This is a genomic window from Pseudomonas sp. RW10S2 (genome assembly GCF_014268985.1).
GTDB classification, from domain to species: domain Bacteria; phylum Pseudomonadota; class Gammaproteobacteria; order Pseudomonadales; family Pseudomonadaceae; genus Aquipseudomonas; species Aquipseudomonas wayambapalatensis.
The window spans coordinates 1-13,248 of the sequence record NZ_JABWRO010000143.1; the positions used below are offsets into that span (position 1 = coordinate 1).

The 13,248-nt window shown below is 63.7% G+C and carries 8 protein-coding genes; 2 read left to right on the top strand and 6 right to left on the bottom strand.

From position 1 onward, the window contains the following. Positions 1–54 precede the first annotated feature (54 nt). The 3 genes from gdhA to HU729_RS22825 all read right to left on the bottom strand — a co-directional run bounded on the left by gdhA (position 55) and on the right by HU729_RS22825 (position 3,930). The gene (gene gdhA, locus HU729_RS22815) at positions 55–1,395 is read right to left on the bottom strand and encodes an NADP-specific glutamate dehydrogenase (protein WP_186711623.1); all 1,341 of its coding nucleotides are present in this window, start codon (positions 1,393–1,395) and stop codon (positions 55–57) included. Between the two features lie 299 nt (positions 1,396–1,694). Beyond that, positions 1,695–3,362: an energy-dependent translational throttle protein EttA gene (gene ettA, locus HU729_RS22820; RefSeq protein ID WP_186668368.1), complete on the bottom strand. Its 1,668-nt coding sequence runs from the start codon at positions 3,360–3,362 to the stop codon at positions 1,695–1,697. Positions 3,363–3,525: 163 nt separating this feature from the next. Then, positions 3,526–3,930, bottom strand: a complete 405-nt coding sequence (locus HU729_RS22825; RefSeq protein ID WP_186668370.1) for a hypothetical protein — start codon at positions 3,928–3,930, stop codon at positions 3,526–3,528. A 370-nt stretch (positions 3,931–4,300) separates the two neighbouring features. On the opposite strand from HU729_RS22825, the gene HU729_RS22830 reads away from it, so the two are divergent. Continuing rightward, positions 4,301–8,122 carry an EAL domain-containing protein gene (locus HU729_RS22830; protein ID WP_186711624.1) on the top strand — a complete coding sequence of 1,274 codons (3,822 nt, stop codon included), beginning with the start codon at positions 4,301–4,303 and terminating at the stop codon, positions 8,120–8,122. A gap of 363 nt (positions 8,123–8,485) precedes the next feature. Beyond that, complete coding sequence (gene glyA, locus HU729_RS22835) at positions 8,486–9,739, top strand: serine hydroxymethyltransferase (RefSeq protein ID WP_054894053.1); 1,254 nt, start codon at positions 8,486–8,488, stop codon at positions 9,737–9,739. Between the two features lie 68 nt (positions 9,740–9,807). Here glyA and yjiA read toward each other — a convergent pair whose 3' ends face one another. From yjiA to HU729_RS22850, 3 genes are all read right to left on the bottom strand, one after another. Continuing rightward, positions 9,808–10,782, bottom strand: coding sequence for a GTPase (yjiA, locus tag HU729_RS22840; RefSeq protein WP_186668374.1), 975 nt, complete (start codon positions 10,780–10,782; stop codon positions 9,808–9,810). Between the two features lie 80 nt (positions 10,783–10,862). Next, positions 10,863–11,060 (bottom strand): YbdD/YjiX family protein, encoded by a 198-nt coding sequence (locus tag HU729_RS22845; RefSeq protein WP_054894051.1) that lies wholly within the window; start codon positions 11,058–11,060, stop codon positions 10,863–10,865. Positions 11,061–11,073: 13 nt separating this feature from the next. Next, positions 11,074–13,140: a carbon starvation CstA family protein gene (locus tag HU729_RS22850; RefSeq protein WP_186711625.1), complete on the bottom strand. Its 2,067-nt coding sequence runs from the start codon at positions 13,138–13,140 to the stop codon at positions 11,074–11,076. Positions 13,141–13,248 lie beyond the last annotated feature (108 nt).

The window sequence follows — 13,248 nt, forward strand, 5'->3', positions numbered from 1 at the left end:
TGGGAGCGGGCTTGTCCCGCGATTGGGCCGCAAAGCGGCCCCGAGGATCTCGAATCAGACCACCCCCTGCGCCAGCATGGCATCCGCCACTTTCACGAAGCCGGCGATGTTCGCGCCCTTGACGTAGTTGACCGAGCCATCGGCTTGCTCGCCATAGTGCACGCACGCATGGTGGATCGACTGCATGATCGCATGCAGCTTGCTGTCCACCTCACCCGCCGTCCACAGCAGGCGCATGGCGTTCTGCGACATCTCGAGGCCCGACACCGCAACGCCACCGGCGTTGGACGCCTTGCCCGGTGCGAACAGGGTGCCCGCCTCGATGAACACATCCACCGCCTCGAGCGTGGTCGGCATGTTGGCGCCTTCGGCGACGCAGACGCAGCCGTTGCGCAGCAAGGCGCGGGCGTCCTCGACGTCCAGTTCGTTCTGGGTGGCGCACGGCAGGGCGATATCGCACGGCAGGCTCCACGGCGTCTGGCCCTTGCGGAACTCCAGGCCAAAACGCTCGGCCAGCTCGCTGATGCGGCCACGCTTGACGTTCTTGAGTTCCATCAGCGCATCCCACTGCTCGTCGTTCAGCCCGGCCTCGCAGAACAGCGTGCCTTCGGAGTCGGACAGCGAAATCACCTTGCCGCCCAGGTCCATGACCTTGCGCGCCGCATACTGGGCCACGTTGCCAGAACCGGAGATGGCCACGCGACGCCCGTCGATACGCAGGTGTTTACGCTTGAGCATCTCCTCGGCGAAGTACACGCAGCCGTAGCCGGTGGCTTCCGGCCGGATCAGGCTGCCGCCATAGGTCATGCCCTTGCCGGTCAGCACCGAGGTGAACTGGTTGGCCAGGCGCTTGTACTGGCCGAACATGAAGCCGATCTCACGGGCGCCAACACCGATATCACCGGCCGGCACGTCGAGGTCGGCGCCGATGTGGCGGTACAGCTCGCTCATGAATGCCTGGCAGAAGCGCATGACTTCGGCATCGCTCTTGCCCTTGGGGTCGAAGTCCGAGCCACCTTTGCCGCCGCCCATGGGCAGCGAGGTCAGCGAGTTCTTGAACACCTGTTCGAAGGCCAGGAACTTGAGCACGCCTAGGTTCACCGACGGGTGGAAGCGCAGCCCGCCCTTGTACGGGCCGATGGCGCTGCTCATCTGGATGCGATAGCCGCGGTTGACCTGGACCTTGCCCTGGTCATCGACCCACGACACGCGGAACAGCACGGCACGCTCCGGCTCGACCATGCGTTCGAGGATGCCGGCCTGCAGGTAGTGGGGGTTGGCTTCGAGGAACGGCCAGAGGCTGCGCAGCACCTCTTCGACAGCCTGGTGGAATTCGGGCTGGGCAGGGTCACGCTGCTTCAGGCGTGCGAGGAAATGGTCGACGGATTCGATCATGGTAGACATCTCACCAAGAGGATTGGACTTATTGATTTTTTCCGGACTCTATCAAGAAGCAATCGCACTGGAACAGGGCAAAATGTCGTTTTTCTGAATTTTTTTGGTGCGTTTTATATAAATGTATACAAACCGTCACCGAGGTGTGGCATTCGCGGGCAAGCCCGCTCCTACAAGGGCTTGGACCGGCAAGCTTCCCTTGTAGGAGCGGGCTTGCCCGCGAATGAAGCACCACCGCTCCCAGCAAGGCACAAAAATGGGGCCCCTGAGGGCCCCATCCTTGTGCAACAAAAACCGGCTTACTGCGCCAGCTTCTTGTGCCGTACCCGGTGCGGCTGGGCAGCAGCGTCGCCCAGGCGTTTCTTGCGATCGGCTTCGTACTCGGTGTAGTTGCCCTCGAAGAACACCACGTTCGAGTCGTCCTCGTAAGCCAGGATGTGGGTCGCCACGCGGTCCAGGAACCAACGGTCGTGGGAAATCACGATGGCGGCGCCCGGGAAGTCCAGCAGGGCTTCCTCCAGCGAACGCAGGGTCTCGACGTCCAGGTCGTTGGACGGTTCGTCGAGCAGCAGAACGTTGCCGCCCTCTTTCAGGGTCAGTGCCAGGTGCAGACGGCCACGCTCACCACCGGAGAGGTCCTTGACGAACTTCTGCTGGTCGCCGCCCTTGAAGTTGAAACGGCCCACATAAGTGCGCGACGGGATCTCGTAGTTGCCGATGCGGATCTGGTCGGAACCGTCGGAGATCTGCTGGAACACGGTCTTGCTGCCGTCCAGGTCCTCGCGGCTCTGGTCGACGCAGGCCAGTTGCACGGTTTCACCGATCTCGATGCTGCCCGAGTCCGGCTGCTCCTTGCCCATCAGCATGCGGAACAGGGTCGACTTACCGGCGCCGTTACCGCCGATAACGCCGACGATGGCGCCTTTTGGCATGGAGAACGACAGGTTGTCGATCAGCACGCGGTCGCCATAGCCCTTGGAGACGTTCTTGAACTCGATGACCTTGTCGCCCAGGCGCGGACCTGCCGGGATGTAGATCTCGTTGGTCTCGCTGCGCTTCTGGAACTCCTGCGACTGCATCTCTTCGAAACGCTGCAGGCGAGCCTTGGACTTGGACTGGCGGGCCTTGGCGCCTTTGCGCACCCACTCCAGTTCCTCTTTCATGGCCTTCTCGTGGGCGCTCTGCTGCTTGGATTCCTGCGCCAGACGTTCCGACTTGGCCTCCAGCCAGCCCGAGTAGTTGCCTTCGTACGGGATGCCCGCGCCGCGGTCCAGTTCGAGGATCCAGCCGGCGACGTTGTCGAGGAAGTAACGGTCGTGGGTAATGGCGACCACGGTGCCAGGGAAGTCGTGCAGGAAGCGCTCCAGCCAGGCCACCGAGTCGGCGTCCAGGTGGTTGGTCGGTTCGTCCAGCAGCAGCATGTCAGGGGCCGACAGCAGCAGGCGACACAGGGCCACACGACGCTTCTCGCCACCAGACAGGTGCTCGATGCGCGCATCCCAGGCCGGCAGGCGCAGAGCGTCGGCAGCGACGTCCAGCTGACGCTCCAGGTTGTGACCGTCAGCGGCCTGCAGGATGGCTTCGAGCTTGGCCTGTTCGGCGGCCAGCTTGTCGAAGTCGGCATCCGGGTCGGCGTAGGCGGCGTAGACCTCGTCCAGGCGCGCCTGGGCGTCCTTGATCACGCTGACCGCTTCCTCGACCACTTCACGCACGGTCTTGTTCGGGTCCAGCTGGGGCTCCTGCGGCAGGTAGCCGACATTGATGTCGGGCATCGGACGGGCTTCGCCGTCGAATTCCTTGTCGACACCCGCCATGATCCGCAGCAGCGTGGACTTACCGGCGCCGTTCAGGCCCAGCACGCCGATCTTGGCGCCGGGGAAGAACGACAGGGAGATGTTCTTGAGAATTTCCCGCTTCGGCGGCACGACCTTGCTCAGCCGATGCATGGTGTAGACGTATTGAGCCAAAACCAAGCCCTCTATATGGATAGGTAAAGACATCGACGATCGCCCTGAACGGGTCAGGGCGATCTGTATTCGAGGTGTCGTTGAACAAAGCTGGCCATTCTACGCCAAGTCTTGGTGAATGGCTGCCATGTGCAGGATCTGCACGTCGGCATTGCGCGAGCGATCAGACGTGACGCTGCTTGCCCTTGCCGCGCGGCAGGCGCGACCGCCCGCTTTCTTCGGCCAGGCGCGCGGCCCAGGCGGCCTTGACGCTGAAACCGCCGGTGCGGACCGGGGTCTCGACGGTCTTGCCGGCCGGCTTGCTCGCCGGTTTGCTCACAACCTTCGCTGCAGGTTTCACCTCGGCGGCAACAACCGCGACTTCGGCCGGCTCGAGCGCAGCCTTGGCCGACTTGCGCAGCTCGGCCAGCGACGGCGTCTTGCGCTGGGCAGCCGCAGCGTCGGGCTTGGCGAACGAGCGCTGGCAGGACTTGCAGGATACGTCGTCGGCCACGGCAGTGCTGACCAAAGTCTGACTGCTGCGCCCACAGGCGGAATCGAGGCCATTGGTGGAATAGTGGGTAACCAAACCGTGCTTCTCCGATGCGTTGACTATGAAACGGCCGGCATTCTCGCACAGGTTGCAGGGGCTTGCCGAACACCCGGCCGGTGCCGGGACGAGACATATCGGCTGGCACTTTGCCATAATCCAAGGCATGCTAGGGTCCGTCTGAAATGTGTCTGCGCGAAGGCCAGACAAGGCAAAACGGGGGGAGGAAGCGCAGTGTACTGGAGTACATGAGCATTCCGAGCCACGTTTCAACGCAGTATGGGCGAGTGCAGATACATATCAGACAGAGCCTAGCCGCTTTCGTATGTCCGGCCTTATAGTGCGCCACGGCGGCATGCCGCGTGCATGATCCCCCCTGCCTTCGCCAGCCCAATCGCAGGACCAACGCTTGACCAACTTCACCCGACCGCCCATCCAGCGCCCTGCGCCGCCTGCTTCGTTGCGAGGCTCGCTCAAGGGTGCGCTTGCCCTGCTGGCCCTGGTCCTGCTGGGGCTGTTGTTCTGGCAACTGTTCTCGCAGTTCCGCCACACACAGGCCGACCTGCGCCAGCAAAGCGTGGCGACGAGTGCGGAACTGGCCCACCACCTGACCCTGAACATGGCGCTCAAGGCGCAGCAGGCCATGAATCTGCTGCAGCCCTACGTCAAGCCGCCGTCGCCTGCGGCCCTGCCGGCGCTGCTGCAGACACTCAGGGGACGCTTGCCGGCCTTGCGTGGCCTGGCCTGGCTGGACAGCAACGGGCAAATCCGCGGCGACAGCCTGCGCGACAGCCCCGACCGCCAAACGATCGACGGCCTGGTACGTCTGAACCAGGGTAACGCCTACTTCTATGGTAATTCGAGCGACAACCAGCTGGTCTACCTGCTGCTGCGCCAGCCCACCGAACAAGATCGCGGCTACTGGCTGCTGCGCCTGTCCGCCGACTACTACCAGGAGCTGACCAGCAAGCTCAACACACAGTTCCACCCGCTCTGGCTGCTGGAAAACAGCCGTGACGGCGCAGTGATCGAGCGCAGCGGTGTCGCCCACGCCAACCCATCGGCGCTGCACAGCGTGCTGCTGGCCTTCATCGACAACAGTACATGGCAGGTCCGCGGCCTGCACGACCCGGCCTCGGCCCGCGATAAACTGTTGCCGGCCCTGCTGGGCAAGAGCCTGCTGGTGCTGTTCTGCGCCCTGCTGCCGGGCCTGGCGCTGATCAACATGCGCCGCCGCCAGCAGGCCCTGCAGGAAGACCGCCGGCGCTATCAGGATATCTTCGAGAGCACCGGCGTGGCCCTGTGCGTGCTCGACCTGTCGAGCCTGCCCGGCCAGCTCGATCGCTACCACCTGCGCAACCTCGCCGCGCTCAAGCAGAGCCTGGCACTGGAGCCGAGCCTGCGCCGCAACCTGCTGCAGGAACTGAAGATCACCGAGATCAACGAAGTTGCACGCCAGTTGCTCAACGTGACCTGCAACGAGGGCGCCTGGCAGCGGTTGATCGAGGGCAGCGGCGACGGCCGCGAGAGTATAGGCATGCAGTTGCTCGACGCCCTGATCGAACAGCGCGCGCAGTTCGAGTTGGAAGTACGCCTGCCCTCGCCACTGGGAGGCGAGCTGCACCTGTGGCTGATGGCCCGCCTGCCCCAGCAGCGGCGCGACTATCAGGCCGTGATACTCAGCATCAGCGACATCACCAGCCGCAAGCAGGTCGAACTGTCGCTGCTCGAACGTGAAAGCTTCTGGTCGGACGTCGTGCGTACCGTACCCGACCAGCTCTACGTTCAGGACGTGCACAACCGGCGCATGATCTTCAGCAACCGCCACCTGGGGCAAACCCTGGGCTACGACCGCTCGGAGCTTGCGCAGATGGGCGATCACTTCTGGGAGCTGCTGCTGCACCCCGAGGATGCCGAGCACTACCGCAGCCTGCGCCAGCAACAGCGCGACAGCGGTCACAGCCAGTCGCTGCACTGCCAACTGCGCTTCCGCCACCGCGACGGCGGCTGGCGCTGCTACGACATCCGCGAGCAGGTCCTGGCCCGCGATGGCGAAGGCCAGGTCACGCGGATCATCGGCGTGGGCAAGGACGTCACGGTGCAGATCGAGGCCAGCCAGTCGCTGCGTGACAGCGAGCAGCGCTACCGGATGCTCGCCGAAAGCATCAGCGACGTGATCTTCTCCACCGACAACCAGTTGCAGCTCAACTACATCAGCCCCTCGGTGCAGACGGTGCTGGGCTATCCGGTGGACTACATCTTCGACAACGGCTGGCCATCGATCATCGCCAACCCCTCCCAGCTCAGCGGCATGCAGAGCCTCATGGAGCGGGTCAGCAAGGCGCTGGACGACCGCGAGCAACTGCGCCAGTTGCGCAGTCAACTGCCCACCCAGGTATTCCTGTTCGACTGCCTGCGTGCCGACGGTCGCAAGATCCCCATCGAGCTGCGCCTGGTGCTGGTGTGGGACGACCATGAACGCTTCGAAGGCGTGCTTGGGGTGGGGCGCGACATCAGCCAGCAGCGACGCGCCGAGAAAGACCTGCGCATGGCGGCGACGGTATTCGAGCACTCGACCTCGGCGATCCTGATCACCGACCCGGCCGGCTATATCGTCCAGGTCAACGAAGCCTTCAGCCGGGTCAGCGGCTATGCGCCCGATGAAGTACTCGACCAGCGCCCGAACATGCTCACCGTCGAAGGCCAGCAGGACGCGCACCTGGGCTATGTGCTCAAGCAACTGAACCAGCGCGGCACCTGGGAAGGCGAAGTGTGGCTCAAGCGCCGCAGCGGCGAGCACTATCCGGCCTGGGTCGGCATCACCGCGGTGCTCGACGATGAGCGCGACCTGGCCAGCTATGTGTGTTTCTTCACCGACATCAGCGAGCGCAAGGCCAGCGAGCAGCGCATCCACCGCCTGGCGTACTACGACGCCCTCACCCACCTGCCCAACCGCACGCTGTTCCAGGACCGCCTGCACACGGCATTGCAGCAGGCCGAGCGGCACAAGTCGTGGGTGGTGCTGATGTTCCTCGACCTCGACCGTTTCAAGCCGATCAACGACTCCCTCGGCCACGCCGCAGGCGATCGCATGCTCAAGGACATGGCCGAGCGCCTGCTGGCCTGTGTCGATGAAGACGACACCGTGGCGCGCATGGGCGGCGACGAGTTCACCCTGCTGCTGCAGTCGCGTACCAGCCGCGAAATGGCGCTGAACCGCGCCATTCATGTGGCCGAGAACATCCTCGCCAGCCTGGTGCGGCCATTCGTGCTGGAGAATCGCGAGTTCTTCGTCACCGCCAGTATCGGCATCGCCCTCAGCCCGCAGGACGGCAACGAGCTGAGCCAACTGATGAAGAACGCCGACACGGCGATGTACCACGCCAAGGAGCGCGGCAAGAACAACTTCCAGTTCTACCAGGCCGACATGAACGCCAGTGCCCTGGAGCGCCTGGAGCTGGAAAGCGATCTGCGCCACGCCTTGGAGCAGAACGAGTTCATGCTTTACTACCAGCCGCAGTTCAGCGGCGACGGCAAGCGCCTGACCGGCGCCGAAGCGCTGCTGCGCTGGCGCCATCCACGTCGCGGCCTGGTGCCGCCGGGCGACTTCATCCCGGTGATCGAGGAACTGGGCCTGGTGGTCGACGTCGGCGACTGGGTGTTGCGCGAGGCCAGTCGCCAGCTCAAGGCCTGGCACAAGGCCAAGGTGCGGGTGCCCAAGGTGTCGGTGAACATCTCGGCGCGGCAGTTCTCCGACGGCCAGCTGGGGACGCGGATCGCGACCATTCTCGAAGAAACCGGCCTGCCGCCGGCGTGCCTGGAGCTGGAGCTGACCGAAAGTATCCTGATGCGCGAGGTCAACGAGGCCATGCAGATCCTCGACAGCCTGAAGAACCTGGGCCTGAGCATAGCGGTGGACGACTTCGGCACGGGCTATTCGTCGCTCAACTACCTCAAGCAGTTCCCCATCGACGTGCTGAAGATCGACCGCACCTTCGTCGACGGCCTGCCCGAAGGCGAGCAGGATGCGCAGATCGCGCGGGCAATCATCGCCATGGCCCACAGCCTCAACCTGGCGGTGATCGCCGAAGGCGTGGAGACGCATGAACAGCTGGAGTTCCTGCGTGAGCACGGCTGCGACGAAGTCCAGGGCTACCTGTTCGGCCGGCCGATGCCGGCCAACCAGTTCGAGGCGCAGTTCAGCAACGAAACCTTGTTCATGTTCCAGTAAGAAATAACGACCCTGCGCGATCCCTGCTCTGTTCAAAATCCAAAGGCCAGCCCCAATCCCTGTAGGAGCGGGCTTTTCCGGCGAACACGGGCGTAGCCCGTGCCGGGCAGCGCGGTGTCTTTTTCGCGGGCAAGCCCGCTCCTACAGGGTGGACTGCCCGAAGAAGCTGGACACCAATCCAGCCTCCACCAGGCATCGAAAAAACGGACTTCGGAGTCAACTAGCGCCCCGTCTCAGCCCAGTCCCCGCGCGGTCTGCAACATGAAGCCCACTGGTCCGCGACTTGATGCCACTTCATATGCCAGGCCCGACCCAATCGGTTAGAATGCCATCCCAATTCAGCCCCGATCCTTGAGGACCGCCATGTTCAGCCGTGATTTGACCATTGCCAAGTACGACGCCGAGCTCTTCGAAGCCATGCAGCAAGAAGCCCTGCGCCAGGAAGAGCATATCGAGCTGATCGCTTCGGAAAACTACACCAGCCCAGCGGTCATGGAGGCCCAGGGCTCGGTTCTGACCAACAAGTACGCAGAAGGCTACCCAGGCAAGCGCTACTACGGCGGTTGCGAGTACGTCGACGTCGTCGAGCAACTGGCCATCGACCGCGCCAAGGAACTGTTCGGCGCCGACTACGCCAACGTCCAGCCGCACGCCGGCTCCCAGGCCAACGCTGCCGTCTACCTGGCCCTGCTGTCGGCCGGTGACACCATCCTGGGCATGAGCCTGGCCCACGGCGGTCACCTGACCCACGGCGCCAGCGTCAGCTCTTCGGGCAAGCTGTACAACGCCGTTCAGTACGGCATCGACGGCAACGGCCTGATCGACTACGACGAAGTCGAGCGCCTGGCTGTCGAGCACAAGCCGAAGATGATCGTCGCCGGCTTCTCCGCCTACTCGCAGGTCCTGGACTTCGCCCGCTTCCGCGAAATCGCCGACAAGGTCGGTGCCTACCTGTTCGTCGACATGGCCCACGTCGCTGGCCTGGTCGCCGCTGGCGTCTACCCGAACCCGGTGCCATTCGCCGACGTGGTCACCACCACCACCCACAAGACCCTGCGTGGTCCACGTGGCGGCCTGATCCTGGCCCGTGCCAACGCCGACATCGAGAAGAAGCTGAACTCCGCGGTCTTCCCGGGCGCCCAGGGTGGCCCGCTGGAGCACGTCATCGCCGCCAAGGCGATCTGCTTCAAGGAAGCCCTGCAGCCTGAGTTCAAGGCCTACCAGCAGCAAGTGGTGAAGAACGCCCAGGCCATGGCCAGCGTGTTCATCGAGCGTGGTTTCGACGTCGTTTCCGGCGGCACCGAAAACCACCTGTTCCTGCTGTCGCTGATCAAGCAGGAAATCTCGGGCAAGGACGCTGACGCCGCGCTGGGCAAAGCCTTCATCACCGTGAACAAGAACTCGGTCCCGAACGACCCACGTTCGCCGTTCGTCACCTCGGGCCTGCGCTTCGGCACCCCGGCCGTCACCACCCGCGGCTTCAAGGAAGCCGAGTGCCGCGAGCTGGCCGGCTGGATCTGCGACATCCTCGCCGACCTGAACAACGAAGCGGTGATCGACGCCGTGCGTGAGAAGGTCAAGGCCATCTGCAAGAAGCTGCCGGTGTACGGCAACTGATTGGCAATCGCCTGATGTGAAAAAGCCCGGCCTTGTGCCGGGCTTTTTGCTTATGTCTTGCGCACCTGTCAGCCAGCCAACGCGGCAAAATCCCCGCGTATCCGGTCTTGCGGCAGCTCATCACCGATAAACACCATCACGCTTTCGCGCACCTCGCCCTCTTTCCACTCGGCATCCCAGTCGAAGCCATACAGCTTGAGCACGCCCTGAAACACCAGCCGACGGTCCTCCCCGGCGATGTTCAACACCCCCTTGTAACGCAACAATTGCTTGCCATGGTCTTCCAGCAACTGGTTCATGAAGTCGCTGAGGCGGTCGATGTCCAGCGGCTTTTCCGTGCGTAGCACAAGGGTGGAGATACGGTCCGGGGTCGCGGGCTTGAGCACCGGACGCAGGGTCGGCCTCGGGCTCAGCCCCAAGTCCGGGTTGAGGTTGAAACCGCGCACATCGAGCAGCTCAGCCAGGTCGATACGACCATGCTCGACCACGCGGATCTGTGCGCGGCCATTGATCCGCGCCAAACGCTCGCGCAGCGCCTCGACGACATCAGGCTCGACCAGGTCGGTCTTGCTCAGCAGCAGGCGATCGGCAAACCCGACCTGGGCCTGGGCGATGGCCTGGGTCAGGTGGAACTCGGCATGCTTGGCGTCCACCAGGGTGATGATGCCGTCGAGGATGTAGCGTTCGCGCAGCTCCTCGTCGATGAAGAAGGTCTGCGCCACCGGCGCCGGGTCGGCGAGGCCGGTGCACTCGATCACCAGGCGATCGAAGGCGATTTCACCGGCATCCTGGCGTTCGAGCAGCAGGTACAGGGCACGGGTAAGGTCGCCATGGATGCTGCAGCACACACAACCGTTGGCCAGGGTCATCACCTGTACCGGTTCGTCGCCCAGCAGTTGGCTGTCGATGCCCGCCTCGCTGAATTCGTTTTCGATCACGGCGATCTTCAGGCCATGCTCGGCCTTGAGCATGTGCTTGAGCAGGGTGGTCTTGCCGGCACCGAGAAAGCCGGTGAGCACGGTGACGGGAATCGGGGTATGCACGCGTTTGCCTCCATTGAAGCCGAAAATGACTGTGGGAGCCCGATTGCGCGGGCTCCCACAGGTTCAAGCAAGTTACAGACTCAACAGCACTTGGGGCCGGCCTTGCCACCGTAACGGGCTTCCTGGCGCTCCTTGAAGAAGTCCTCGTAGCTCATCACCGGCTTGTCCGGATGCTTGTTCTGCATGTGCTCGACATAGGTGTCGTAATCGGGCATGCCGACCATCAGTCGGGCAGCCTGCCCCAGATACTTACCCAGTCGCCCCAGGTCGTTGAACATCGCTGCAATCCTCTCAAGCGTCAGGCAGGGCCTGGAATGGGGTTTCCTTGTCGCTGCGCTCCTTGCGACCCAAGGCGGCGATACCGACCTTGATGGCGAAGAACAGTACGCTGAACACCACCACCAGGAACAGCACGGTGAGACCGGCGTTGGTGTAGGCGTTGAAGATCACGTGCTGCATCTGGCCGATGTCCTTGGCCGGGGCCAGGACCTGACCGGCATCCAGCGCGGTGCTGTACTTCTTGGCCAGGGCCAGGAAGCCGACTGCCGGGTTCGGGTCGAACAGCTTGATCAGGCCTGCGGTGGTGGTGCAGATCAGCAGCCACAGCGCTGGCAGCAAGGTGACCCAGATATAGCGCTCGCGCTTCATCTTGATCAATACCACGGTGCCGAGCATCAGCGCGATACCGGCCAGCATCTGGTTGGAGATACCGAACAGCGGCCACAGGGTGTTGATACCGCCCAGCGGGTCGATCACGCCCTGGTACAGCAGGTAGCCCCACAGCGCCACGCAACCGGCGGTGCCGATCAGGTTGGCGGTCCACGACTCGGTGCGCTTGAGCGCTGGCACGAAGCTGCCCAGCAGGTCCTGCAGCATGAAGCGCCCGGCACGGGTACCGGCATCCACGGCAGTCAGGATGAACAGCGCCTCGAACAGGATCGCGAAGTGGTACCAGAAGGCCATGGTGTTCTCACCCGGCAATACCTGGTGGAGGATCTGCGCGATCCCCACCGCCAGCGTCGGTGCACCACCGGCACGCGCCAGGATGGTGTGCTCGCCGATGTCACGGGCGGTGGCCTCGAGCTGCTCGGGGGTGATGGTGAAGCCCCAACTGCTGACGGTCTGCGCCACCGACACGACGTCGGCACCGACCACTGCGGCCGGGCTGTTCATGGCGAAGTACACGCCCGGCTCGATGACCGAGGCGGCGACCATGGCCATGATGGCGACGAACGACTCCATCAGCATGCCGCCGTAGCCGATGTAGCGGGCGTTGGTTTCGTTGTCCAGCAGCTTGGGCGTGGTGCCCGAGCTGATCAGGGCATGGAAGCCGGACACCGCGCCGCAGGCGATGGTGATGAACAGGAACGGGAACAGGGTGCCCTTCCACACAGGCCCGGTACCGTCGGTGAACTGGGTCAGGGCCGGCATTTTCAGCTCAGGCGCGATGATCAGGATACCGATGGCCAGGCCGATGATGGTGCCGATCTTGAGGAAGGTCGAGAGATAGTCACGCGGTGCCAGCACCAGCCACACCGGCAGCACGGCGGCGACGAAGCCATAGCCGACCAGCATCCAGGTGATCTGCACGCCGGTAAAGGTGAACGCCGGGCCCCACACAGGATCCGCCGCTATCACGCCGCCCAGCCAGATCGATGCCAGCAGCAGCACCACGCCGATCAGCGAAATCTCGCCAATACGGCCCGGGCGGATGAAGCGCATGTAGATGCCCATGAACATGGCGATCGGGATGGTCGCCATCACCGTGAACATGCCCCACGGGCTCTCGGCCAGGGCCTTGACCACGATCAGCGACAGCACCGCAAGGATGATGATCATGATCAGGAAGCAGCCGAACAGGGCGATGGTGCCCGGAATGCGGCCCATTTCCTCGCGCACCATGTCGCCCAGCGAACGGCCGTTACGGCGGGTGGAGAGGAACAGGACCATGAAGTCCTGCACGGCCCCTGCCAGTACCACACCGGCAATCAGCCAGAGCGTGCCGGGCAGGTAGCCCATCTGCGCGGCGAGCACCGGGCCGACCAGCGGGCCGGCGCCAGCGATGGCGGCGAAATGGTGACCGAAGAGGATGTGCTTGTTGGTCGGGACGTAGTCCAGGCCATCGTTGTTGAGTACCGCCGGGGTGGCCCGGCGCGGATCGAGTTGCATCACCTTGGTGGCGATGAACAGGCTGTAGTAGCGGTAGGCGACCAGGTAGATGGCCACAGCCGCGACCACGATCCACAAGGCGTTGATGGCTTCACCGCGACGCAGGGCGACCACACCCAGCGCACAGGCTCCTATGACTGCCAGCGCCAGCCACGGGATGTGACGTAGCAGGCTGTTATTGTTATTCATGGCATGCTTCCAGCTAAGTGGTTGGAATAGACAGCTCACTGAGTCTAGGGCCTGCTCGCCAGCTTTACCATATTGAATTGCACCCCCCCCCCCCCCCCCCCCCCCCCC